The organism is Bradyrhizobium sp. JHI2711 (genome assembly GCF_056156565.1).
This window is the reverse complement of record NZ_JBPZPT010000002.1, coordinates 472825-496277: the sequence shown is the minus strand read 5'-3', so window position 1 is coordinate 496277 and position 23453 is coordinate 472825. Positions and strand designations below refer to the sequence as shown.

General features: G+C 58.6%; 27 protein-coding genes and 1 tRNA gene. 9 read left to right on the top strand and 19 right to left on the bottom strand.

All coding sequences use genetic code 11. The features are described 5' to 3' along the window. The first annotated feature begins 18 nt into the window (after positions 1–18). Positions 19–95, top strand: a tRNA-Arg gene (locus ACTEK7_RS14910). 79 nt (positions 96–174) lie between these two features. Here the strand turns inward: ACTEK7_RS14910 and dcd are convergent. The 4 genes from dcd to ACTEK7_RS14890 form a co-directional block, all read right to left on the bottom strand. After that, the gene (gene dcd, locus ACTEK7_RS14905; protein ID WP_083235093.1) at positions 175–816 is read right to left on the bottom strand and encodes a dCTP deaminase; all 642 of its coding nucleotides are present in this window, start codon (positions 814–816) and stop codon (positions 175–177) included. Next, a complete protein-coding gene (locus ACTEK7_RS14900) occupies positions 813–2192 on the bottom strand; it encodes a hypothetical protein (RefSeq protein WP_225148442.1) in 1380 nt (459 codons plus the stop codon). The genes dcd and ACTEK7_RS14900 overlap by 4 nt, the downstream gene beginning before the upstream one ends. Positions 2193–2198: 6 nt before the next feature. Continuing rightward, positions 2199–2633 (bottom strand): hypothetical protein, encoded by a 435-nt coding sequence (locus tag ACTEK7_RS14895; RefSeq protein ID WP_074447625.1) that lies wholly within the window; start codon positions 2631–2633, stop codon positions 2199–2201. A gap of 743 nt (positions 2634–3376) precedes the next feature. Further along, positions 3377–3601 carry a hypothetical protein gene (locus tag ACTEK7_RS14890; protein WP_074447623.1) on the bottom strand — a complete coding sequence of 75 codons (225 nt, stop codon included), beginning with the start codon at positions 3599–3601 and terminating at the stop codon, positions 3377–3379. Between the two features lie 265 nt (positions 3602–3866). Between ACTEK7_RS14890 and ACTEK7_RS14885 the strand changes: the two genes are divergently transcribed. After that, positions 3867–4151, top strand: coding sequence for a hypothetical protein (locus ACTEK7_RS14885; RefSeq protein ID WP_074447622.1), 285 nt, complete (start codon positions 3867–3869; stop codon positions 4149–4151). 7 nt (positions 4152–4158) lie between these two features. On the opposite strand, the gene ACTEK7_RS14880 is transcribed toward ACTEK7_RS14885, so the two are convergent. After that, the gene (locus ACTEK7_RS14880) at positions 4159–4293 is read right to left on the bottom strand and encodes a hypothetical protein (protein ID WP_275945345.1); all 135 of its coding nucleotides are present in this window, start codon (positions 4291–4293) and stop codon (positions 4159–4161) included. A 768-nt stretch (positions 4294–5061) separates the two neighbouring features. Between ACTEK7_RS14880 and ACTEK7_RS14875 the strand changes: the two genes are divergently transcribed. Beyond that, the gene (locus tag ACTEK7_RS14875) at positions 5062–5646 is read left to right on the top strand and encodes an ATP-dependent DNA ligase (protein WP_083235094.1); all 585 of its coding nucleotides are present in this window, start codon (positions 5062–5064) and stop codon (positions 5644–5646) included. 835 nt (positions 5647–6481) lie between these two features. On the opposite strand, the gene ACTEK7_RS14870 is transcribed toward ACTEK7_RS14875, so the two are convergent. The 3 genes from ACTEK7_RS14870 to ACTEK7_RS14860 all read right to left on the bottom strand — a co-directional run bounded on the left by ACTEK7_RS14870 (position 6482) and on the right by ACTEK7_RS14860 (position 8431). Beyond that, positions 6482–6757 (bottom strand): hypothetical protein, encoded by a 276-nt coding sequence (locus ACTEK7_RS14870; protein ID WP_225148443.1) that lies wholly within the window; start codon positions 6755–6757, stop codon positions 6482–6484. 416 nt (positions 6758–7173) lie between these two features. Beyond that, positions 7174–7671 (bottom strand): hypothetical protein, encoded by a 498-nt coding sequence (locus tag ACTEK7_RS14865; protein WP_074447618.1) that lies wholly within the window; start codon positions 7669–7671, stop codon positions 7174–7176. A 451-nt stretch (positions 7672–8122) separates the two neighbouring features. After that, positions 8123–8431 carry a hypothetical protein gene (locus ACTEK7_RS14860; protein ID WP_074447617.1) on the bottom strand — a complete coding sequence of 103 codons (309 nt, stop codon included), beginning with the start codon at positions 8429–8431 and terminating at the stop codon, positions 8123–8125. A gap of 71 nt (positions 8432–8502) precedes the next feature. Here ACTEK7_RS14860 and ACTEK7_RS14855 point away from each other — a divergent pair, with 71 nt between their 5' ends. Together ACTEK7_RS14855 and ACTEK7_RS14850 are read left to right on the top strand one after the other, a co-directional pair. Continuing rightward, on the top strand, positions 8503–8742 hold the full coding sequence (locus ACTEK7_RS14855; protein WP_074447616.1) for a helix-turn-helix domain-containing protein: 240 nt from the start codon (positions 8503–8505) through the stop codon (positions 8740–8742). Between the two features lie 156 nt (positions 8743–8898). Next, entirely contained in the window at positions 8899–9471 is a 573-nt protein-coding gene (locus ACTEK7_RS14850) for a thermonuclease family protein (protein WP_083235092.1), read from the top strand. 11 nt (positions 9472–9482) lie between these two features. Here the strand turns inward: ACTEK7_RS14850 and ACTEK7_RS14845 are convergent, their stop codons facing one another. Further along, positions 9483–10253 carry a hypothetical protein gene (locus ACTEK7_RS14845; protein ID WP_074447615.1) on the bottom strand — a complete coding sequence of 257 codons (771 nt, stop codon included), beginning with the start codon at positions 10251–10253 and terminating at the stop codon, positions 9483–9485. 241 nt (positions 10254–10494) lie between these two features. Here ACTEK7_RS14845 and ACTEK7_RS14840 point away from each other — a divergent pair, with 241 nt between their 5' ends. Continuing rightward, complete coding sequence (locus ACTEK7_RS14840) at positions 10495–12207, top strand: recombinase family protein (protein ID WP_225148444.1); 1713 nt, start codon at positions 10495–10497, stop codon at positions 12205–12207. Positions 12208–12479: 272 nt separating this feature from the next. Here ACTEK7_RS14840 and ACTEK7_RS14835 read toward each other — a convergent pair whose 3' ends face one another. The 10 genes from ACTEK7_RS14835 to ACTEK7_RS14790 form a co-directional block, all read right to left on the bottom strand. Beyond that, complete coding sequence (locus tag ACTEK7_RS14835) at positions 12480–14126, bottom strand: hypothetical protein (RefSeq protein ID WP_074447661.1); 1647 nt, start codon at positions 14124–14126, stop codon at positions 12480–12482. Positions 14127–14230: 104 nt separating this feature from the next. After that, positions 14231–15739 carry a glycosyltransferase gene (locus tag ACTEK7_RS14830; protein ID WP_083235090.1) on the bottom strand — a complete coding sequence of 503 codons (1509 nt, stop codon included), beginning with the start codon at positions 15737–15739 and terminating at the stop codon, positions 14231–14233. Between the two features lie 232 nt (positions 15740–15971). Then, positions 15972–16352, bottom strand: coding sequence for a hypothetical protein (locus ACTEK7_RS14825; protein ID WP_225148445.1), 381 nt, complete (start codon positions 16350–16352; stop codon positions 15972–15974). 48 nt (positions 16353–16400) lie between these two features. Further along, a complete protein-coding gene (locus tag ACTEK7_RS14820) occupies positions 16401–16874 on the bottom strand; it encodes a CC0125/CC1285 family lipoprotein (RefSeq protein ID WP_074447611.1) in 474 nt (157 codons plus the stop codon). Positions 16875–16952: 78 nt separating this feature from the next. Further along, positions 16953–17195, bottom strand: coding sequence for an HGGxSTG domain-containing protein (locus tag ACTEK7_RS14815; protein WP_083235089.1), 243 nt, complete (start codon positions 17193–17195; stop codon positions 16953–16955). Then, positions 17119–17787, bottom strand: coding sequence for a hypothetical protein (locus ACTEK7_RS14810; protein WP_225148446.1), 669 nt, complete (start codon positions 17785–17787; stop codon positions 17119–17121). Before ACTEK7_RS14810 ends, ACTEK7_RS14815 begins: the two co-directional genes overlap by 77 nt. 2 nt (positions 17788–17789) lie before the next feature. After that, a complete protein-coding gene (locus ACTEK7_RS14805; RefSeq protein ID WP_225148447.1) occupies positions 17790–18791 on the bottom strand; it encodes a phage tail protein in 1002 nt (333 codons plus the stop codon). Continuing rightward, positions 18788–19195 (bottom strand): hypothetical protein, encoded by a 408-nt coding sequence (locus ACTEK7_RS14800; protein WP_036027504.1) that lies wholly within the window; start codon positions 19193–19195, stop codon positions 18788–18790. The genes ACTEK7_RS14805 and ACTEK7_RS14800 overlap by 4 nt, the downstream gene beginning before the upstream one ends. A gap of 2405 nt (positions 19196–21600) precedes the next feature. Next, positions 21601–21735: a hypothetical protein gene (locus ACTEK7_RS14795; protein ID WP_275945346.1), complete on the bottom strand. Its 135-nt coding sequence runs from the start codon at positions 21733–21735 to the stop codon at positions 21601–21603. A gap of 6 nt (positions 21736–21741) precedes the next feature. After that, positions 21742–21945, bottom strand: coding sequence for a hypothetical protein (locus ACTEK7_RS14790; RefSeq protein ID WP_225148448.1), 204 nt, complete (start codon positions 21943–21945; stop codon positions 21742–21744). Between the two features lie 352 nt (positions 21946–22297). Between ACTEK7_RS14790 and ACTEK7_RS14785 the strand changes: the two genes are divergently transcribed. The 3 genes from ACTEK7_RS14785 (at position 22298) to ACTEK7_RS14775 (ending at position 23281) form a co-directional block, all read left to right on the top strand. Then, the gene (locus ACTEK7_RS14785; RefSeq protein ID WP_036027549.1) at positions 22298–22564 is read left to right on the top strand and encodes a hypothetical protein; all 267 of its coding nucleotides are present in this window, start codon (positions 22298–22300) and stop codon (positions 22562–22564) included. Then, the gene (locus tag ACTEK7_RS14780) at positions 22557–22853 is read left to right on the top strand and encodes a hypothetical protein (protein ID WP_036027509.1); all 297 of its coding nucleotides are present in this window, start codon (positions 22557–22559) and stop codon (positions 22851–22853) included. Before ACTEK7_RS14785 ends, ACTEK7_RS14780 begins: the two co-directional genes overlap by 8 nt. Before the next feature lie 149 nt (positions 22854–23002). After that, positions 23003–23281, top strand: a complete 279-nt coding sequence (locus ACTEK7_RS14775; RefSeq protein ID WP_036027511.1) for a DUF1488 family protein — start codon at positions 23003–23005, stop codon at positions 23279–23281. Positions 23282–23453: the final 172 nt, after the last annotated feature.

The window sequence follows — 23453 nt, the reverse complement described above, 5'->3', positions numbered from 1 at the left end:
CTAAATGAACCTCGACTAGCACCCGTAGCTCAGCTGGATAGAGCGTTGCCCTCCGAAGGCAAAGGTCACACGTTCGAATCGTGTCGGGTGCGCCAGTAAAATCAGGAAGATACGCGACATTCGCGGTTCCTGGCGTCCAGGCGGGTAAGCACTGGGTAAGCAGCCGACGTCAAGTCACCTGTGTTTTCTCACAAGCTTTTCCAGAACATTGTGGGTCAACTCGGACGAGAGGCGCTGAGGTACCATATCCACTGTGCCGACGTACTGTGTATTTTTGGCGGCGGTCTTGGATGGATTGCCGTTCTGATCGATCACCTGATGGAAGAATAGCTGAGCGATGGTTTGACCAGGATAGAGCGTAATCGGCGCCTCTCCCAGATTCCTAAGCTCAAGCGTCAGGCTGCCGGCGAATCCGGGATGTATACCTACAGCTGTCGCGACGATTAGTCCCAGACGGCCCCAAGTTGAGCGCCCTACAACGTAGGCCATAAGGTCTGCCGGCAAACGCAGGTATTCAAGTGTTTGGGCCAACATGAACTGATGGGGATGAATAACAAGGCTTCGGCCAAAGGGCACGTAATGCCTTCGATAGAGCTCCTTCAATAGGCGAGGTTGCGTCAAACCATCGAACTCGCTGATGGCTCCGATAGATGATGCTGTCACAAGACAGAAATCGAACCCGAGCCGGACATCAATTGATGATTGTCCTGGCTTGGCTTGGCCAGCGACGTCCAGCAGCGGACTCACTACAAGCCTTGTTTCCAAATCGGGGGAGTTCAGCCGGTTAACTATTGCTTCGGTGGAGAGTGCACTCACTTATGTTCCTCCCACAGCCTCCTAGCCTCAGAAAGCTCGACCGCCTTCAGCAGCAACTCATGGAGTTGCTCCATCTTCGCAGCCGTCTCAGATGCAGGCACTACGGCTGTTGCCCCAGGGTCTTCGTCGCGCAAGTCGAGCAGGGCAATCCAACCGACGTTTAGGATCGTGGCTAGTGACGTGGGTTTCCAATTGCCGGTGTGTTGAAATTCAATCGGAGGAATCAATTTCCGCAAGGGCTTCAAGTGCAACTGCACATCAGTTGAGAGCTGAGCCGGAGTATAGACGAGGTCGGGAGATAGGCCCTTCAGATAATCCCGCGCGGCCGAAAATACCGTGGGGGCCATCGCGTCAAACAGCTCGATTAGCTCTACGCATATGGCGGCCTGTATCTCACCATGGCTTTTTCTAATCTCACTGAAGAGCGTGTCTTTGGCGGGGCAATTCGGAACGTTCGGTGCGTAGTCAGTCACTAGCGGTGTCAAAGCACAGCCCTGCATTACGGATTGGAAGGACTGCGTGCCAGAATTTAGCTCTCTGACAAGTTGCTTCCTCCGCAGGTCAGAAGGCGGATGCGTCTTTCCAAGACCGTAGCTGCGACCGGCGAGTTCGAGAAAGCCAAAAAGGGCAAAGAAGAAAGCCGGCCCTACCAACACATGCCCCACGGCATCGGCCTTGAACTCATTGAGCCAGTTTTGAAGCGTTTCCCGAATTAGAATGTTTTCTTGCAATCCATACTTATGGCCAAGCGGAGCCAAGCGGCTTGTAACTCGCTTGATGCAATCGAGAAATTGCGGCTGGAACGAGCTGAGATCCGGGGTGATGTGATCTTGAATGGCGTGGCCAAGCTCGTGCGCAACGACGGCAAAGTGAGGCAACATCCCCATCGCCTGACTGGGCACTGTGACTCGCAACATCGGCCAATTTGCTGCGCCGATCGCCTTGAGCAGACCCGCACTTGGCGAATTAAGATTTTGTGCCATAGCGCGACAATCAATTGTCGCCAACTCATAGTTGGAAGCGTGTTCTGCGCGAAAGAATATCGTGTTGTTGATCTTAAGCGCAGCCACCCAGCGCTGGAAGGGATCTACTATCTGATGCGGGATCTGGCTTGCATCTGCTCCGGAGATCAAGGAGAGCAAGCTGTAAGCTTGGTCGCCCAGTACTTCCGCGTCCAATAAGAGCTTCTTCTCGTCGGCCGGATTGGTCTCGATGGCTTGTAAGTAACCCTGAGCGGTCTCGACAAGACCAACAATCACATCGAGCCAGATCTTTGGGCCCGGGTGATATCCCGGATAGGTTGATTCAATGAGCCGAGATAGCTCGCCCCTCAATCGCGACAGAAAGAAAGAGCAAGCATTTCTCGCAATGCTCATGCTGGACTAACTAAAAACATACTCTCGCGGGGAAACCAACGGCTTGAGGCAGCGATCCGTGAGAACGGCCTGAAGAAGCAGCCGCAAAACATGGAGCGTTTCGGCCCTCTCTTGGTCGCTCTGGCCGTGATGGTCCCGCAGCTCTTCCAAGTTAGCCTTTGCCCGCTCAAGCAGAGCAGGAACGTCTGCGGCGACAGGTTGCAAGTAATGGAAGAGCATCGCGAAGCGCTCGAAAGCCGGCTGCTCCTCCGCTCCGAAAGCGAGCATGTTGGATTGGACGACCTGAGAACCCTTGCTGGCCTGATCCAAGATTTCCGTCAGGCTCGTCAGGACCTGACGCCGACGCTCCTCTGCGAACGGCTCGCGCTCGATAATCGCGAGACTATTTTCGATGACGTGCTGCAAACTGAGGTCAGCGGCTGGCGGCAATTCTGAAATCATGGGATCGCTCCATTTGTTAGGTGCCGAGCGACGCAACGATCGACTAATGCGTGATTCCCGCAAAAATGCGCGCTGCAGAGGTCGTTGTCAAATTTACGGCTCATTAAGACTCGGGACTACGACACCCACTTGATGGTGACCACCAAATGGCCGTTGGACGCCCTTGCCAGCCCCGCTGGATTCGATTGCGCAATCACGGATTCCTCGGACCACCCCATCAGGAACACGCATCAGGAGTCACCGGGACGCCATACAGAGGCAAAAAAATATTTTCGCGGAGTTGTACACCTTCCGAAGATCTTGGGTCGACGACCCGACCGCTCCACCCCAGAGGTCATCTAGGGGGGCGGGATCATGGGCGCGAACATCAAGGCACAGGGAGCCAGTGAGCCCGCAAGGGGCCGTTTGGGAAGCCGACCCAGCCGGAGGCCGAGGTCCGGGCTGTCCGCATCGCAACCGCGTGGTCGGTAGCAGATGGTACGCTTAACGGCCGGCGTCACCGAAGATGGCATGTTCGAAAGCTAAAGTTTCCCAGGGCGGATCAAGTTCTCATCATCCGAATGCAGGAGGCTAACGCAAGCATCATGGACTACTTCATGTTGGGCACTAAGAATTTGCCCTTCACGAAAGACCGAAAACTCCGAGTGTCTGAGCTCAAATTTGCTGACTACCGGCACGATGGACTAAGTTCTGTATTGCGCGCCATTTACGATAAGCTCCGGCAAAGCCGCGAGGCTCAGTCCTCACGTTGAGAAGAGCCAGAACAGCACCTGTTTTTGCAGCCAGGTCACGCCTGCGGTGAGGGCAACTGCTAGTAAACCGCCCCAAAACCAAGAACGGCCACTCGCGGCGTTGATAGATCGCAAGTATAGGAATGCACCTAGTATCGTTCCGTAGTTCCTTCGGAAGTCTCCATTGAGCTTTGCAATCTTCGACAGTTCGGAGGTAGGCTTGTGTTCGTCGGTCATTGAGCTGGTCCTGCCAATTGGAGCCAGCGCCCTATAAACTCCTGTTTTGCCCGACGGAGCAACCAAAATTTCGGGATTTCAAAAAATTACTTCCGATTCGCCAGCCTCGTCTTTACCGCTAAGCCTTCGGCGATGCGTCATCAGGCTCTAGCGGTCGCGCCTTGCGATTAGCTTTCCACACCCACGAGGCGCAGTAGTTCTCGCGCGTTCCGATGCCCAGGGATTGATAATTTGACTCTCGCGGGCGTCGCGCTTCGATGGCGCGATGCCACGCAATGTACGCCATACGCCCACGCACCCCGACGGCCGGCCGATGAAGATCACTTTCGGCCAGATGCGCCAGATGGGCTTGCGCGGCATCCTCGTCTACTGCCATTGCGGCCACCACATTGCCTTGGACGCGGATCGGTGGCCGGACGAGGTGCGGCTTTCTGATATTGAGCCCCGCTTCGTGTGTCAGGGCTGCGGCGCCCGCGGCGCCGATGTCAGGCCCGACTTCGAGCGAGGCAATCCCCGGCTTGCCATCGTAGGGGGCCGGGTTGCGAACTGACGCGGGCTTAGTTCATCTTGCGCCGTAGCTTCTGGATGATCTCCCGTAGGTCGGCGGCGTACTCCTCTATGATCCGCCGCGCCTCCTCCAGCCGCGACGGCTTGGCTTCCTTACCCTCAGTCTGTTTGTCGGGGTCGGGCATGGCCTGATGGCACCCGTCAAACGCTGGTACTTTTTGAGCTACATCAAAGGGGAGCGGCAACTGAAGCGGCCTCACTCTTTCGGCGGCGGGTTCTGCGGCCTCCCGAGGAACGTCGAGGGCGGGCTCTCCTGGAGCAAGGCTTCGGATCGCGCAAGCGCATCTCTCGCTCGCGCGATCATCTCGGCTTCGTGCGCGGCGAGGCGCGAATGGCGATTGAGCAATTCCAACGACTTGAACAAGCCCGACATAGGCCGCTCCCCTTGGCTGTGCAGGCGGGAGCGCTATCGGTCTCTCAGCCACCGACGCCTACGGGCAGAGCCTCGGCCGGTGATGCCGTCATAACTACCACAAGCTACTTTGGTTCCAAACTGAAGTTGGTAGGTGCAGGAGATTGCTGATCCAGTCCTTCCGCCAAAGCCTTGTATTCGCGAGCCATTTGCAGCAGTTCAAGCTTGGTGGCTGGCGTCGCAGTAATGGCCGCCTGGTGGCGACACAGTGCTTCAAGCGAGCGGTATGATTCGGACCGAGGATGCATCGCTCAAGCATCTGTTCAAATGCCGCCCGGGACCATCACTTGTGTTACAAAGTGAACAGTTCCCTCACGGGAATCGGACGATCGCTAACTCAAGTTAGAAGAGGCGAGGCCGCCCCGGCGGGCCTTAATGGGGGAGTTTGGCTTCCCCCAACTCCGACACTCAAAATAGTCCAAGTTGCCACTTGTTCCCGACTCGTAAAGTAAGCGGCAAATCTTATGTTCGGCCCATGCGTATGGCCTACGAGCTTTGTCTGGCTACCGCCAGTAAGCAGGTCCCGTCAGGACCGGACTGGATTCATGAGGTGAAGCACGACGGCTACCGAATGCTAGTCATCCGGGAGAACGAGCGCGTGCGCCTCCTCTCGCGGAACGGTACCGACTGGACCAAGCGCTATCCCTGGGTTGCCGAGGCGGCGCTGAAGAATCGGCAAGAGCGCTTTGTGATCGATGGCGAGGCCGTGATCCTTGGGGTGGACGGCATCAGCGACTTCAACGCGCTGCACAGCCGGCAATACGACCACGAGGTGCAGCTATATGCCTTCGATGTGCTCGTGATGGGTGGCGACGACCTGCGGTCTTTGCCCCTTCACATCCGTAAGACCAATCTGGAGCAGCTATTGGCCCGCCGGCCCGACGGGATCGCTGTGGCGCCCTTCGAGCGGGGCGAGATCGGTCCCGACCTTTTCCGGGCAGCCTGCCGGATGGGCCTGGAGGGCTTGGTCTCCAAACATCGTGATCGGCCGTACGGCGGCGGCAGGCAAAAGCATTGGATCAAGGTAAAGAACCGGAGCCATCCCGCGATGGAGCGGGAGCTGTGATGGCTTACAAGCAAGACGCAAAAGAGGAGATGGCCAAGCGGCTGGAGGTGACATGGGCTGCGTGAAGTGATGGGCCCGCCAGCGTGAACCGCTGAAGCCTCGTCAGTCCGCATAGAAAGCTACGGCGGCCCTGCTCAACCCTCCCCAACGATCGCGGCCAGTGCCCCGATGGCGGCGTTGGTTGGCTCGAGGTCGAGTGCGCCCGCTGCAAGACCGCGAGCCTGCCGGCCGACGATCGCCCGCACCTTAGAATAGGAACGGTTCGTTGAGGACCCGCGTTCGCTTTGCCGTCCGTACTCTGCCAGGAAGGCTAACATGCAGAGGGAGCGTTGGATTGTAATCGGCGCTTTGTCTTCAATCGCTCTGATCGCGAGTGTCTGTACGACGGTCCTGCCGAAGTTCGCCGTTGACACTGGAACCGTGTTGAAGTCCGACCCCTCTCTTCTTCTTGTCTCAGAGAACAGCCCGTATATGCGAAACGAGCGCTAGGCGGCTCTACACCTTGCTGGTGTGGTGCGCCTTAAGCGTACGGTGGCACGTTCACTAGCGTACCTATCAGGCGCAGAAGGGCCTGGTGCTCGGGTCCTTTCGGCTCACTTCGCAAGAAATCGCCGAGTTCAATATGTGTTAGTCGGCCGCCAGAAGGTGCGTTTGGCTGATGAATGACGAAAGCATGGCCATTGCCCGGCTCGCGTCCCAGAAACCAAGCGTCACCGTTGGCGCTGCGATATAGCTCACGTCGTTCGCTCATTTGACGCTCCTTGTCGGGGGAAGCTGCTCGTCCCGAACCGTGCTTGCGTTTTCCGGCTCGGAGATCGCGGCGGGCGGCCACATATCAGCTAAGCCCAATTCCTCTGCTTACCTCGCGGGCTTCTCCTGGCACGAGCCCAACAATCAGGCCGAGTGCTGCGGCTTCCTCGCGGGCGGTGAGCCCACCATGCATCAGCTTAGCGGCCCATCGCTCTGGGATGGCATCCAAGACCAGCTGAACGGCCTGTTCTTCCGTACCGGCCGCTAACCAGAATTGGCACTCGCCATCGTCAGTGGTGACCTGCAGAAGATGCGCTTCCATGCATGTGAACAGCCTGAGGCGTGCTTGGTTGCTATCCACGCGCTTACTCGCGCCGCAGCGCTCGCCGTCTTAATACCGATACCCGCCACACCTAGGAACGTGAATCTCTCGCGACGATTGAATCCGGCACATCTGCCGAAGAACAGGTGATACCTCCTGCTGACGCCCCGGCCGTCCAGACAGCGGCTGGGGCTTTTTCCGGCCCTAGGTCCTGGGCCTCGCGAGGTCGCTGCTCGTCGTCCGCCGCCACTGGGTTATCACCCCCTGCGGCAAGATTTAGCACAGCAGCGAGATAGGAACGCCCCTCTGAGTTCCGAATTGGATCTATGTGCGCTTAGGCGCGCCAGGCTATCTCCGTAGCCCGAGCGGCCCCAGCCCTGGGTCATTGATCCAGGCCTGGGGTCGTTCTTTTCGCCCAGCCAGCTATGTTCAAAGGCGGTCGACAAGCATCTGCGTTAGGTACTCTCGCCCAGGCCCATGGTCAGGGCTACCGTGACGTTCTCGATCAGAAAGGTCTGCCAAGAGCGCGTACGCTTGCCGTCGTCGCTGATCAGGTCACGGGGCCAGCCCTCGCCATCGGTGTCGTAGAGCATCGCGTGATTGAGCAGGGCAAGTAGGCCGGCCCTGGTTGTTGGCCTTACGTTCACGAGCTCGCAGGCCGCATCCATCTCAGCATCCGAAGTCCGGTGCACTTCGCGCTCGGCCTCGATCCATCGCGGATCATCCGTTTGAATGATCTCATCGTCCCACACGTTAACACGCGACTGTCGCTTGTCCTGGGGTAACTCCAGCTCAAGGGCGCAATGCCTGTCCACCCAGCCAATCCAAGTGGCGCGAGCTGCCTTGTGTGCTTCGATCACTGCGAAGATCGGATCAACCTCAGGCGCTTCTTTTGAGAAGCTAACCTGTGGGATAGCTTCTCCGGCGAGCGCGGCGCCAACCAGCATATTCATAACTGACCTCCTGTTGATTGCCCCGGGCACAGGAATGCTTGAGCAAGCGGATGGTTCTGACCGCGCTGATCCGGGCTGACATGCGTCGGGCCCGCTTTCCTGCGTGGGGCAAGATGATGAAAATAGTCCGGCGCCCGTGGCGCCATTAGCTACCGCGTTGCTCATGTCGTTCTCTCAATCTTGGGATCTGGTGATTGACCGAGCGTGGTCCGCCCTTGCTCGGGTGGTTGTGCAGGTAAGCCTTAAAGTGCTTCACCTCCTCTCCGGCTTGCTGAGCGCGACGTCACGTCAACGCGACGGCTCGCTGAACTGAAGACGTGTGTTACGAAGCTGATTGCCTCCGTCAGGGCCGCATGCTCCCGCGCGTGCAGCCCTCCCGACTGCGCGGCGCTTTCGGCCGTCGTCAGCAAGTTCGAGACCGCCAGCAATTGGGTGAGCGTTGGTGCCATGGTCAGAATGCGGAGCGGCGCACACCATCGCGCGCGATGCCGAAGGGGGTGACGAGAGTGGTTGCGACGGGCAGGCCGTGACGCTGGCGCCAAGCGCACAGCATCTCAGGGATCATGTCGGCCACCGTGCGGACCGCGGCTCGCAGGGACCGCGGGGTGATCTCGCCCCAAGTCCGCATGGCTTCCCGGCGAGCGAGCCCCTTCAGTACCCACACCTTCACTTCGCCGGTTTCTTCGTTGATCAGATTGCGGATGGTGAGGGAGGTCGAAGGCATAGCTCCGCCGCTCACCGCGAGGGTGTTCTTGCTCATCTGGGTTGCTTTCAGAAATCAGCCTTGATACAAAAGGATCATACACAATGATCTAAAAGGATCAAGAGGCTTTGGCAGATTATTTTCAGCTTAGAGCAGCGCGTGCTCTTACCGGCCTCTCGCAGGCTGAGGTGGCCGAGGCTGCTGGCATTTCAATTCCGACGCTGAAGCGGGCTGAGGCTGGTGGACCAATCAAGGTCGCCGAGGAAACAATTGCTGCAATTGCAGCCGCTCTCGAGAAAGCCGGCGTCGAGTTCATCCCGGAGAACGGAGGCGGCGCCGGTGTGAGGATGAAGAAGCGGAAGCGCTGATTTTTTATTCGGAAGTACCCCACCCCATTTGGGGCCCCAGCCCTCCGACTTGCGAGCAACAAAAGGGCATTTCCTGGGGCTGGATAAATCGGCCGAACTTACCCACTCCATAAAAGAGGGAATTGTTTCGCCCGAAAAATCACGATTCCCCTATTTTTGAAGGGTGGAAAAATCATCTTGAAAATCGAAATAAATCGAATTTTCGGGCTCGCGCTGGCAATTTCCGTTCTGCCCGTTCTCTCAGCCCGTGCCGACGACATAACCGGGCAGGCCAGCGTGATCGACGGCGACACGATCGAGATCCATGGCCAGCGCATCAGGCTCTGGGGCATCGACGCCCCGGAGAGTGATCAGCTCTGTCGGAACGATGACAGCAAGCTGTACCAGTGCGGACGCGCTGCCGCGACGGCGCTCGCAAGACTGTTCTGGACTATCAAGCGGCCAGTGACCTGTTCTGCGGTTGATCGAGACCGGTACGGGCGCACGGTCGCGACGTGCTCGCTCAGAACGCCGGGTCCCGACATCGGGCACTGGCTTGTCGCCAACGGTCACGCGCTCGATTGGCCGAAGTACTCCAAGGGCAAGTATGAGGACGCGCAGCGCAGTGCAGAGAAGACCAACCTCGGGATCTGGGTTGGAAGCTTCGCCGAGCCGTGGCAATACCGCACTTGCATGAAGGCCGGCGGCAGACCGGCTGCGTGCTCTGACGAGGCCAACGATCGCCGCTGATCTGGCACCGGCTATTTTGGATCCTCGAACGATGGACGGTTAATCTTCGCCGTCAGCTCAGCTATGCGCTTGTTGTCCTTCGCCTTGATCGCCTTTCGAAGTTCCTTCAGATCGTCTTCATCGAACCCAGCGCGTCGGCGCGTCGGCCTTTGGGCAGAGGCCTTGGGCGCTGACGCCAGTCGCTCCCCAAACCTGCGCTTGGGTTTCTCTGCAGTTCGAGTGAGGACAAGATCTTCCCAACTGCCGGCCAAGTCCTTTGTCTGCCTCGATCGTGGTCGGGCTGGGGGCGGAGGGCGCCTTAGCTCCTCGAGCGTCTTTATGCCCCGCTCGATTACTCTCTCGGAATGCATCCCGCCGAAGGCCGGATCCTCGCCAAGGAGCTTATGTGCCGCCAGGCGGAGCGCGCCCTTCACGATATCGTCGAAGCCGTCCTCGCGGCGCCAGCGACGATAGCGCCAATCATCGTCAGCCGCATAATCCATCTCGGCTTGCGGCAAGCACAGTGCCTCCTGCAACTCCGCGGCGGACATCCCCCGATCCGCCTGTTTCTCGAATTTGTTGATCGCCTCCACGACGAGAGCCAGACGACGGATGAGATAGGCCGCTTCCGTGTCGTTGCCCGCCATCGTACGAAGCAACGCGGCGGCGAACTGAGACAGTGCGTTCTGGACTTCGCTTTTGGCCAGTTCAATCTGTCGATCGGCGCGAGCATTCGGGTTGCCGCTGACGAGCCTCAACTTAGGAGACCTATCCTCCTCGTTGTCATCCTCGCCGCCTGCCACGAACCTTCTCCCCTTCTGCCGGGCCAGCTTATAGCCTAGGCCCGCGAGTTACTATTCCCCCCCGCAGCGGACCAAACGCCAAGCCATTGAACTTCCTTGCCAAAGCGATTTTAACCCTCCAATCTCTTCGGCCCTGGCCAAAGTCTATCTCGCATTCGTTTCAACTCGGTCCGCTGCCGGAAACCGATCTTGTACCTCTCCGGGGCAGTGTTGCCTTCTACAGACACGTAGGGCCCGGTTCATGCAAAAGAACGTACTTCCTCCCGACGTCTCGTTGCGTGGATTGAAAGCCGCGCAATACGTCCGCATGTCCACGGACGCTCAGAAATACTCCATTGAAAATCAAATGGCGGCGATCGCTGCACACGCTGCGCGGCGACATCTCACAATCGTCCGGACTTACGCCGACGCTGGCCGCAGCGGCCTTCGCATCCAGGGTCGAGCTGGGCTACAGGATCTCATCCGAGACGTTCAGCTTGGCCGCGCCGACTTCGACTGTGTGTTGGTGTACGACATTACCCGATGGGGACGCTTTCAAGATGTCGATGAAAGCGCCTACTACGAGTTTATCTGCAAACGCGCCGGCGTCCGCGTCCACTACTGCGCCGACGAGTTCGAGAATGACGGCAGCCTCGCTTCCATTGTCCTCAAGAATATCAAGCGCGTCGCCGCGGCCGACTTCAGCAAGCAACTGTCAAAGAAAGTCTTCCTCGGCCAGTGCCACGTCGTGAGCCTCGGCTACTGGCGAGGCGGCCCGGCGGGTTACGGCTTGCGGCGCATGCTGCTCGACGAGCATGGGAAGCCCAAAGGCGTCCTTGAGTACGGAGAACACAAGAGCCTGAAAAGTCAGCGTACCGTGCTCGTGCCGGGCCCCGCGACAGAGCAGAGGGTTGTCCGCCGCATCTTCAGCGCGTTTGTCGACGAGAAGAAGACCAGAACCCAGATTGCGGTCGAGTTGAACGCGGACGGCATCCACAATGCGCGCGGCAAGCCGTGGACCTCGCTGACCATCAGCAACACACTCAAGAACGAGGCCTATGCCGGGCACCTGGTTTATAACCGCCGCTCCCAGAAGCTTGGTGAAAAGCAGGTAGCCAACCCGCCGGAAATGTGGGTTCGCCGCAATAACGCCTTCAAGCACCTCATATCCCCACAACTCTTCGCCCAAGCGCAGCGTCGGCTCAATGAGGTCGAGTTTGGTCGTGTCCTGACCGACGCCCAGATGCTTGACCGGCTTCGTACCCTGCTCCGCCAGAAGGGGCGCCTGTCGCTGAAACTGATGATGACGACGAAGGGCATACCCCACAGCAAGACCTACGCCCAACGGTTTGGGTCGCTGGCGGAGGCGTTCAGGCGGGTAGGCTTCGAACCCAAGCCGCGCTACTGCTTCCGGGAGACCGCGGCCAGGACCGACCGCCTGATCGCATCGGTTGCCCGAGACATCATCACCGAGGTGGAAAAGCGCAGGCGCAGCATCACGTTTCTGCAGGAACTCCGTCTGCTGACCGTAAGCAGCAGCGTAACGATCTCGGTCACCCTGGCGCGGGTCGTATCCGACGGCGAGCGCTATCCGGGGCCGGCCCCCCGGTGGGAATTGCAGCGGCTCAAGTACAAGAAGTCCGATCTTGTTCTGGTCGTCAGGCTGGCAGCCACAAATGGACAGATCCAAGACTTTTTTCTGCTCCCAACGGCCAATCTGCCCAAGACGAGAGACGGTCGGGTACGGATCTCGGCGCGGGTATTCGGTGAATTTAGGTGCCCCACCTTTCCGGCAGTGATCAGCGCCCTCCATCAGCGGTTGGACGGGCCGCAGTTCAGTCTTGAGGGGCCCGCTAGAAAATTGAGCCGCCCCTCAGCCATTCGAAACCATGCTTCCACAACCACGCCAGGCCGGCCGACGACGCCACGGACGCCAGGGCGACCCAAAAAACAGACCGCCCGCGCGCGGCGCTGACCGACCTCAGGTAAAGGAATGCGCCCAGAAGGATGCCGTAGTTCTTCCTGAAGTCGCCATTGAGCTTTGCAATCTTCGACAGTTCGGAAGATGCCTCGACTCCGCCGGCCATTGCACTGGTCCTCTCTTGATTGAAGCCAGCGTCCTATAAACTCCTGTTTTGCCCGACGGAGCAAGCGAAACTTCGGTTTTTCGATGTTTGTATCTTTGACAGAGCTGCCTGTTCGCTTGTGTCTCAGAAGGCCAATCCTTCCGATGCACGTCAGATCAAGCTACCGAGCTGTGACCGCAGGACCTGAGACTTGGATGGCAGCAAAGCCAAAATTAGAGCCAGTCCTCTCCGAAGTATTACTGCAAAAGGGCAGCTGAAGCCGGGGCATATAGGTATGCCGCCAATCACATATGTTCTCGGGTCCACTCCGCTTCAAAGCGATTTTCACGGGTTCTGCCTGGCTAATCAGTATATGCGCGACGATCAACGCCGCGCCGATTGGAAACGCCAACCGCTGGAAGCGGAGGTGCCTCATTCGATCGAGAAGCAACATACCCGCAAGTATGATGAGAGGATCGGTGAAAACGACATACTCTACCTTTAACCCTCGGCGCACACCCAGCGAGTCGATGGCGATGGCCGCAAGCATTAGGAGGCCCGCCTGATACGTTACTTGCTTCTCTCCATGCCTCCAGGCGTAAACGATCCCAGGGATCACAAGCCACGTTAGGAATACGGCAGGACGAGGCGAGGAATGGAGGATAAACGTGTAGCGTCGTAGGACCCCGATGAGTCCAGATAGGAGCAGTCCGAATGCGCCGAGAGGACTTCCGGCGGCATCCGGTAGATCCACATAGACCATCATCTTCTCGAGTGGATTGAGGACTATGACCGGGTCCTCGGGGGCGTACTGGATGTTGAGCGCCAGCAGGGAGAGTGAAGCTCCGGCAGCGACGGCGCACATCGACGCTACGGTTTCCGGGATACTAACCTGCCAGAGCTTGGCGAAGCTGATCATACAGCCGTAAATCCAGCCAAGTAGGATGATCTGATAAACGCCGAACGTGCCTAAAAGTAACGGTTTAAGGCCGGCAGCAGATGCTACTGCAGGGTCGAAGCCCTTGGAGATCAACGGCCATGCTAGAGCTAGGCCGCCAGCCGCGGCCAGCGCCGCTATAGCTGCGGCTGGCCACGCTGTTGATCCAGATCGCCAGAATGGGGCGCTCGCGCTCGAGGTCGTTCCGAACGGCAGGGCCAGAGCCGGTAGGGCTCCCACGAGCAAGATTGCATGAACCTTGTTCTCGAGTCCTAGAACGCAAAGTGATGCCGCAGCCGCAAGCCCGAGTGGTCGCCAGACCATGCCACGGCGTGCGACGATTATCAGGATCATTAACGCCAGGATACAAAAGCAACCCGCGATCATCTCGCTGCGCAGCGTGCGCATATGCATTTGAACGCCACCTGAGATGGCGAACGCAAATGCCGCGCAAGTGGCAATTCGGTTATCCGATACTATCCGGCGGGCTAGTGTTGCGAAGCAAAGCACTAGTGCGCTGGCTGTAAGCACTGCAAGTATTCGCCCCGCGCGAACCGCACTGGTCATTGCAGCATCAAACGCACTGCGATCAGATGGCGACGGAATAGCCGAGAGCGTCCAGGCATCGAGTAGATGAAGCTCATGGAGCAAGCGAAACCAAGTCTGGACCGAGAGGATACTCAAGTAGGCGGGATGGTCGAAAAATGACCGGCTAGCACCATCGTTGAGGGCAAGCGCGCTGTAGATCACCATGAAGTCCATGTCGGCATTACGCCAATAGACCACGTAGTACCCGCAGAGAAGGAAGGAGAGAAAGGAAAACGCCAAGATGAACGCCAGCCCGCCGCGCCAACCGAACGGCGTCAGGCGGTCGAGGGCATCTTTGGTCATCCACCTCCTGCCGATAGAGGCGAGCGCTTTGTAAGCAGGCCAGGCCCTCGCAAGCGAGTCGGGCGGCAACTGTTCAGACTTCAAAAGAGCCTCAAGATTCCGTCTCAAATTGCTTTGATCTTAAAAAACGCAAAGGCAACCATCTGGAGTAACATCCACCCGTGACGGAAACGCGAGATCTGAGTTTCTCCATAGCTTCTTGCCACATAACGAATGGGAAGATCCGCAGATTTTAGGTTGAGTTTCGATGCTCCAAAAATCAGATCAAAATCGCCAAATGGGTCGAAGTCGCCGAAGTAGGTCCGGCCCGCCTTCAGCCGGCGAAAATCGCTGCGGCGCAAAACTTTGGTGCCGCACAATGTGTCTGTGTAGCGTTGGTTAAGCAGCCAGGAGAACAAATAAGAGAACACCTTGTTCGCGATTAGATTAAGGAAGCGCATTGCGCCCTCGTCCATCGGATAGACCAGGCGTGAACCATTGACGAACTCGGCCTTACCCGACCGGATCGTCTCATAGAACTTACCAAGCTGCTCCGGTGGCATTGTCAGATCGGCATCCAGAATCATGAGGACGTCGCCGCGCGCAATCTCGAAGGCAGAGAAGACAGCATCGGCTTTTCCCTTGCCCGGTTGCCGGACTGCCTTGATGTCCTTTCTTGGAAAGGCCTGCTTGACCCGCTCCATCTCTTCGAACGTGCCATCTTTACTATGACCTTCAATGAAGATGATCTCGATATCCTCGCAAAACTGCGAGATCCTCTGGACCGCGGGTTCTATGTTGCCTCTTTCGTTGCGCGCGGGGATTACGATCGTGACGGACGTAACGCCTTCTCCCTTACAACGCAACGAACGTGCAACGAGGTAGTGTCTTAGCGACAGAGCTCGAACGCCAGGCAGTACGCTCAGGAATCTATTCACAAATCGACCGAGTCCGAACACAGAAACGGGCGAGAGGAGCCGTTGCTCGGATTTGACGGGATCAAAATCTGCCAGCCAGGAGAGATGGCGTAGATCCGCTGGCGAAAGCACATTTTGCTCAGGCTGCGGCATCCGCAGGCCAATAGCCTCAGCCGCTCTTAATGCCGGATACCAAAGGTGCGAGAAGTAGCCGATCACCAACCGCGTCTCTCGGCTACAAATGGCATGCAAACGATCGAGAAACCCTTGGCAATCGTCCAGAGAGCCGATCGTATCCAACACGAGGATGAAATCGAAAGGCCCCTCCACCTTGGCCAAACTGGAGGGGTCCTCTACGTCGGCCTCAATGAAAATAAGGTCGGGATGCCGTTGCCGAGCAATGCAAAGCTGAGCCGCACTGAAGTCAATGCCGATGCCGTAAGATGGTCTCAGCGAGCCTAATGTATCTCCAATACCGCACCCGATCTCAAGAACGCGGCTTCCAGGCGGAATGAGGAAGCGCAGATAGCGTTCATCTTCGCGATGGAAGAAGGCTGCCTTCTCGCGCCAATCGGCACGCTCGCTGGCGAACCTGTCGGCATGTTCGAGGATCGCAGCTCTTCGCGGCGAGCGGTTGATCTCTGTCCCAGAATAGCCCGCGCACGGCACGGGGAACCGTTCAAGTTGCGCAGCGCGCCCCTGTCCTTCCAGCCCCATCTAGACCCTCTTTTCGCTAGCCCCCTAGCGTTTTCGGGCACTCGATTTCGACGAAGTCCTACAAGGCTGTCCGCCATATCTCCTGCCCGAGGGTAGTCTACAACCCCGGAGCGTTACCGCAAGCAATGATTGCGTTCGCCGTCTCCTACTAAAGGTCATGTGCTACAGTCCTCGTCAGGGGAGCGGAGAGCAAGACCCAGTCCGACTTTAGGCGGGAGTAGGGCCGCTGGAATTACGGGCGCTTCCTAGCCTGCTTTCGGATGCTTTGCGTCGTCCCTCCGATTTTTTCCTCATTTAGGTATCTGAGAAACTCTGGAGCAAGGAGCTTACTCCCAATCAGGACGAAAGCGTCGACCGCAGCAACAAGCAGCTTGACGTCTAGACCCTTCGCAGAAGCGGCGACAAGAAATGAAAACGCCACCAAATAAAAGATCGTCACAAGTAAAAGAATCAATCCAAGAAAGCCGAGATCGAGCGCATCCTGCTCTGTTTCAGCGTGATATGCGCTGTACCAGAAAAACAAGACGATCACGGCAATAGTAATGACAAACGCTCCGCCTAAGCCCATTCCGAACCACTGCCAAGCTTCCCTTGAGAGAGCTTCTGATTCCAACGTTATCATTTGACTACCATTAAGCGCGACATGTGCGGACGTGCGATGTCAGCTCGGTCGCTGAACTCGCGATCCCACGAATTGGATAATCTCAGCGGCTGAGTAGAGACCCGCCGTAGGAGGCGTCGTAAGCGGCAGCTTCAGCACTCGAACAAATACGTCCTGGCCCGGCTTGATGACGGTGTCCACGCTCCCCGGAGAAGTCGTGGTGAAGGCCTGATTTCCGACGAGCGTAGTTGTGCTGGAGCCAGGTGTGACAATGGTCGAGGCTCGGCTGGCGTCCGCGGCGCTCACGATCTGAAAATGCGTTCCGCCGGCGGACTGAGTCGTTTCGGCCGCCTTCAACAAAACGTAATCCTGAACGGTTGCGGCGCCCGTATACGCATTACCTCGGGACTGAATGCGCCATGTGTCCGCAGTGATCTGCTGAGCAGCGACGCCGCCGGTAAATCCCATCTCCTGGTACTTGGTAGCGCACCCGCTCAAGACGGCGAACAGCACCAAACATCGCAACACGCGCATCACCCAGCCCTCCCCAACGAGTATCCAACCGCAACCAGCAGGCGAGATCAAGAGGGAGGGCTTAGTATTTGGAAGGGGTCACGCTTCGCCCTGCGCGATGGAAAGGTCCTTCATCTGCCGGACCAATGCCGTGAGCCGCCTCCGCTCCGCAATGTAACTCGCGGAATATCGGCCGTGCTTGAACGCATTCTGGTTGCCCTTCGGAGCACCCGGCGAAAGACCTCCATGCATCCGGCAGCGGCCGTTAGGCATTGCCGGCGACTGGCAGGGCTTCCCGTTCCTGCGCCTCGTTCTCGCACCGCACCGGGGAGCGTTCTGCATATCCAATAGCATGGGGTTGAGCCTCCAAATTCTTCATAGACCCCCCTGGGGTGACCTGTCCGACGATCGCTTGGCCGCCCTGGTAGACGTGCACATGCTCGACGACGACCTTTTGCTGACCCTTGCCGCGGTATTTCGACAGCGCTGCGGCCTGCTCGGCATTGGCCTTCGTCAGCTTGGCTGCCAGAGTGAGGTTCATCTGCTTGCCCTCGACACTCTGGTCAGGGAGCATCGCTCGCCGATAGCACTCCATGGCAGCTGCGTGAGACGCGAAGAGCTGGGCTGCCATCATGCCCTCGATCGTATCCTTCGGGTTCACTCCCGCCATGAAGGCGAGAATGGCCGTCCTCTTGTCGTCCAGATCCTTGCCGGGCTGCGGATTGCGTCCGTACCAGGCGGTACTGATGACCTGATTGCAGAGCATCAGATTCCACTGGTCTGACTTGGACCCACCCAGATGCTTCAGTTCAGGTACGCTGGTGTCGAACTCATCCGGAGGAGGGCAATAGGCAACGTTTGCCTTGGTCTCTGGTGCCGATGTCGCTGATACCTGCTTAGCAGGGGCAGCGATTTTCTTGACCTTACGTGCCACGATCAGATGATCCTCAGAAGATAGTTCAGGACGATCGTGGGCTGCACGTTGCTGTGCGCTCCTCCGCTGGTGTTGTTGGAGGTCGCAGAACCGCTCATCGAGCCGCTGACAGAGACACCAATGTTCTGGTTCGCGACGCTGCCTGCTAGGGTGAACCCGCCGCCGCCAGTGGTGCTGGTATTTTGCACAACTAGAAAGCTGTTGGTCTGGCCGGTCAGCGTGCCGCCGGTCGAAACGGTCGATGTAATAGAGGGAATTTGTGACGCGGTCAGTGTAACGCTTTGAGCGCCTCCGGTCTCTCCAAGGACATCGCCAAATCCAGATGTTATATCGGTCAGCCGACCGGCAGCCGAGCCGCCCATCGTATCGACACCCGCCACGACGCGCCCGCGAAGATCGGGCACGTTAAACGTGGTCGAGCCATCCCCGCTCCCATAGGTCGTGCCCATCAGCGAGAAGGCAGCGGGATAGGTCGAGCGGCTGATCGCCTGCCCATGGGGCAACACGAAATTCGAATTGGGCGCGGTCGCTCCCGCATAGGGCATGATGCCGCCAATGGGCACATTGTACGGATTGCCGTAGAAGTTTTGCAGGTAGAAAGCCGCATCGCTGCTGTTGTAGACCGCAACGTAGGGAGTGCCCTGCACAATAACACCAGCCGGGAGTTCGACGGATGGAGCCGAGCGAAGCGGCTTCGCTCCGAGACCGTCAACGTTGAGTGTCACGGTCGCGCCATTTGTGGCATGCGGCGTGAAGCCAACCACCTGCCCGTTGAGGCGGGCCAACGTGTCGAAGCTCTGGAAGGTCGATAACGTGTAGGCCGTGCTACTGCCCCCCGTGACGGTCGCGCCTGCGATGTCATCGGCCCACTTCTTCGTGGAGGCCATCATGGCCCGTGCGCTGTCGTTCACGCTGCTGGGCGCCATGCCCTCAGCCCACGACAGACTGGGGTCATAGGTCGCGTTGTTCGCCGCCGTCTGGGACCACCATGCAACGCCGGTCATGCGTGCTCCTGACACTTGGCAATGACGGGATAGGTCCGCACCACGATGCCGCGCGTGGAATCCAGGCGAAGGGGCAGCGGCTTCAACCGCCAGTGCTTGGCGGGGTCGAAGGGCTCGGTGTCCTCGTTCTCGATCGGAAGCCAAGCTGCATCGCCGCCAACGCGGTCAATGTCGGCCTTGGAGGTCTTAAAGCTGGTGGTGATCAGCTCGCCGCCCCGGACCAAGCAATACTGCTGCTCGCCGAGAGGAGAGCCGCCGTCCGCCTGGAGGCGGTCGACCAACGCTTGTCTGATGTAGTCCGATTTTGATTGGCAACGCTGGCTCGCGGCCCTGTCGATCGCCTTTGACAGGTTCGCAGGGGCACGAAATTGGATCAGTTGCTCGAATGTGGCGGGGTCGTCCATTGATCGTCCTCATGCAGATTGCATGAGATTGTCAGTACGAGGGTTGACCGATCTCTACCATGTCAATGCTGCTGATCTTGCGGACTTTGCCGCTTCTGTGCCGTCCTCGCGCGCGTATTGGTCGCGAAACTATAAGCAAAGGGTTTGCTCCTGGGGTGCAAGCGACAGTGAACCCTTAGAATCGCGAGGTCCGCTATGGCTTGATAGCTGGCCAATCGTTCTCCCCTGCAGGGTAGCTAGTTCGACGGCGCTTTGGATTCGATATCATCGGGGAACGAACGCGATTGCCGCGCCCGTCCCAGTACTTCCCCAGCAGCCGACTTAACGGTCACCTCATATTGGTAGACACCGGGGTTGCAAGGTCCGAACGTCCGAAGAGCGCCAGCCGCAAGGATGCCGTTCTTTGGCAGGGGCACTTCCTGGCCGCCGTATTCGTGATCAGCTTGGGTAAGCTGCACAAGGATTGAAGCCGCTCCCTGCGGAACGTCCTTAAGTCGGATTTCTGGATTATCGAAGAGGCTAACGCAGGGCCTTGAGCTTAGAAACGAGAAGCTCATTGTCATTCCTGCAATAGCCTGCCGCGAAACAATGCCGTGCTGAGGCTGCTGTCGCGCCGCCGTTTGGGCCGCTGCCGAGGTGGCCCAGATCAGGACCAAACATGTGACTGAAATTGCTCTCATTGGCTTCGATAGCACAGGCCGAGAGACGAGTCTTGGGCCTGATCTCGGTTGCGTCCCGGTCTACCCCTCACAGCCGACGTCTAGGCGGCGGGCGGCCTTGGCCGCCACGGGCCAAGAGGCGACATCGACTAAGATTGCGAACGGAGGGCGCACCTAGTTGCGCGCGCTCCCGCGGCACTTAAAGGCCGCCTTATCATCTTCTAGCAATTCGATTGCGCATCGGATCATCGCCAAGCTAAGCGCGTCCATTTCCGGTGCTATCAACCTGCGGAACTGTTCAATCTCGTTGTTTATCTGGTCGCACTTTTTGCACATATGCATCCAGCGGCTTGCGGGCGGGAGCAACCAGCTCTCAGCCGATAGTAGCCTAGGGATCCGAAAAGGTGATTAAGCTTAAAGCTATTCTCACAGCGGCGTTCCTAGAAAGCCAAAGGAATCGGGATCAGCCCCTTGACGGTGCGCGCAAAGAAAAACGCCGCCCGCTTAAATAAAAGCGCAGGCGGCGGATTAACAGCCTCGGGAGGGTGAGAGTAAAATCCCGATAAAGGTTGGTCTTCTCGTGGCATGCTGAAGTTCATCAGGTCGGACAAAAGCGAGGCCCAAATTCAAGATGGCAGCTGTAGTCCCGGCGAGGTCAGCCACTTGTTGACCTCTCCGGCAGCATCGATCTGCCTGGCCTTTCGCAGAAGCTCCGTGCGGCGGACGCCAGCGGGCATCCCCTTCGCCTGTAAGCGGAGGTTGATCGCCTCCTGCGCGAGGCGGTATTCGAATGTCAAGGATTGTCCTGGGGACCGTTGAGTCGGCATGTTTGACGCTCCGCTTGGGGTTGAGCGGGAGCGCAATTTGCGTTCACGCCACCGATAGATGCTGAGGGCCGCTCGATGGTAGTGAGACAGTGCGCCTTTATTTGCCCAATAGCGAGCGCTTTGTTTCGATTCTGGCGGGAACTATCTGCAAGCTGCAAGCCGAGAGAGTTCGCCGCCGCCGAGCGGCCTTGCCACCATTCGGCAATGACTGTTCCCGATGCGGTGAATGCCAGGGGGCATCCCGTTGCAAACTGGCCCCGGGGTTTCGCAGCTGGCTAGATCACTCGTCGCCCCCCGATCTCTGGCTAGAACGATCAACGCGGTCCGCTCGAAATTCCGCAGGCCCTTCAAGCAGACGCTGCTTTCTCGTCGATTGAACCTTGGAGCTCGCGGAGGCGTCTGCTCTTTCATCTATCACCGTGCCAGCCAGGTGAAGAGCACGCTTTCGCTGGCGGCCCACTCGACGACCTTTGGCGTCCTCTTTCGTCATCCTACTGGCCCTCTGAAGTTGGAGCTATTTGGAATGCACCGGCAACCATGAAACTCAGCAACCACGGCAAATATTTTTTAACTTCGCTGAGGTGCGAGCTTCTTCCGCAAGGAAAGGGTCCTTTTCGACCGACGATGAGTCGGCACTGGTCCCGGAGGGCTTCCTCGCTTTTGGAGGAAAGGCTGCGTCGTAACAGGAGAGGCGCGCGCTGGTGCTTTCGATTGAACGGCAGTTCGGCTCCGCCGCGAAAGCCGACGCTGCTGCACCGAACACTGATGCAAGGAAAAGCGCGGCCTTCCACGTACCTGTTCTAGCCATTGTCATGCTGAACGTCCTTCCTATTTGATTCCTCCTCGAGAGGATTTGCCGGGCGATGTTCCGAAAGGGGGCTAGGACCACTACACTCCATTGCCGGGTGTCAGGTCCCTGCTACTTCTTCTTTGCAGGCCTGAAATCCGGCTGCCAAACGGCTTCCTTGCGGCTCGGCGCCGCCGCGATCACCTTGGTCTTTTCCCTCTTCGGCTTCTTGGCTTCGCGATTGCCACGTTGCTGGCCCTTCGCCATGTCGCTCTACTTTTCCGGTTTGAGTTCGTCGAGTTCGTCCGGCTGCAGAACCCGTCCACGCGGGGTGCAGACCCTGACGTCCATGTAGCCTTCGCGCAGCAGCTTCCGTGCGAACCGCAGCGCGACTGCCGCACTGCCGCGGCCGAGATTGGAGCTTCCGTATTCGTTGGTCCCACTGACCAGATACGGCACCCGGGTTGTCCTAGCCATTGAGGATGGCGGCTCCGCACACGAGAAGCAGTAGAAACAACGGAACGATCACCGGCGGCACGATCCATTCGGAGATACGAAGACGCGACATCAAATGCTCCTGCGGGGCCTTCGGCGGGAGCACACGTGACCCTCAGTCACCGGTCGAAGCCGTTGAGATGTGCGGTGATGGCAGCGAGCCTAAGCCCGTGCCGAGTCAATAGCGAGCGTTAAATGCCGCGCGGGCGATGGCTCCGCTGTGACATCTTTGTTTGCCGGCGGGGCCCGATAGTGCTGGCTATTGCGGCGCGAAGGGCGCATGGTCGCGACCGCCAGCATCGGTTGGGGCTTCACTTGCGAAAGGCAGGCGTGCATGACCATCCGCTCGCGGCGAGAAACCGTCCACTTCAAGCGCCCGTTCCGTATCCGCGCCATCGAGCGCCTGTTGCCGGCCGGCGCCTACGAGATCGTCACGGACGAGGAGACGATCGAGGGCCTAACCTTCTCGGCATATCGCCGCGTTGCCACGATGATCACCTTGCCCGCCGAAGGTGCGTGCGGCGTCACGGAGATGTTGTCGATCGGCTCGGTCGATCTTGCGAACGCGCAAGCGGCGGACGCGAGCGCCGCCAATGACTGACCACCCGGTCGATCTCGATAAGCATCGCGGCATGGCCGCGCAGAAGGTCACCGACCTGCGCCGCGCGCTGGCCGAGGTCGAGAACAATGTCCGGCAGCTGCGGGAGCGCGAGGCCGATCTCGAACACCGCCTGATGACGGTGCCCGCCGCGTCCTGGTCCGAAGCCGCAGTCAAGGCGCGCTATTTGCTGAACCTCTATGTCGCAAGCCTGCCGGTGGAGGACACGCGCCACCGCGCGCTGGTCTCCGCGCTGTTCGATGATTTCGCCCGGTTGTCTGAGGAGAGCTGAGGCAATTTCCGGCCGCTCGGGGCGCCTTACGCGCGCAAGATGCGGAAGTGATGCCGGGGGCGGACTGCCTGTATCGGTTGAGACCTGCCTCGCCGAAGGCATGGCGAAGGTGGGACAAGGGATCGAACCGACCGCACAGGAGTTCGTAAATGCCCCTCACCAGCAGCCGCTATATCGGCCTTGAATATGACCGGATGATCGTGCTGTTCTCCATGCAGGACGGCCCGCGTGAGATCGGTTGCGCAATCTCGACGACCGCAATGGACGATCTTGAACGCGGTCCGAAGGTCGCTCCCGAGCACCGCGAAGCCCAGTTCGCCCGCCTGCGAGACCGCATCGAAGCCTGCGCCGCGAGCAAATACCGTGCCTGCGAGTTCGAAGGCATCCCGCCCGGCATCGTGCTGCGGAGCATTGATTTTAGCAGGTAAGGGACATTGGCGACCCCGAGCGGACCGACAATGCACTCCCTCAGGGCTGGCCGCCGCTCCCGGCCACTCCTCTCAGAACATTGGCTCGCGATCCCGTTCTCCGGGATGGATCAAAGGGCCCTCCTTTCTATGTCCGCAGTGAATGCATACGAATTGGGTCGGCCAATTGCCT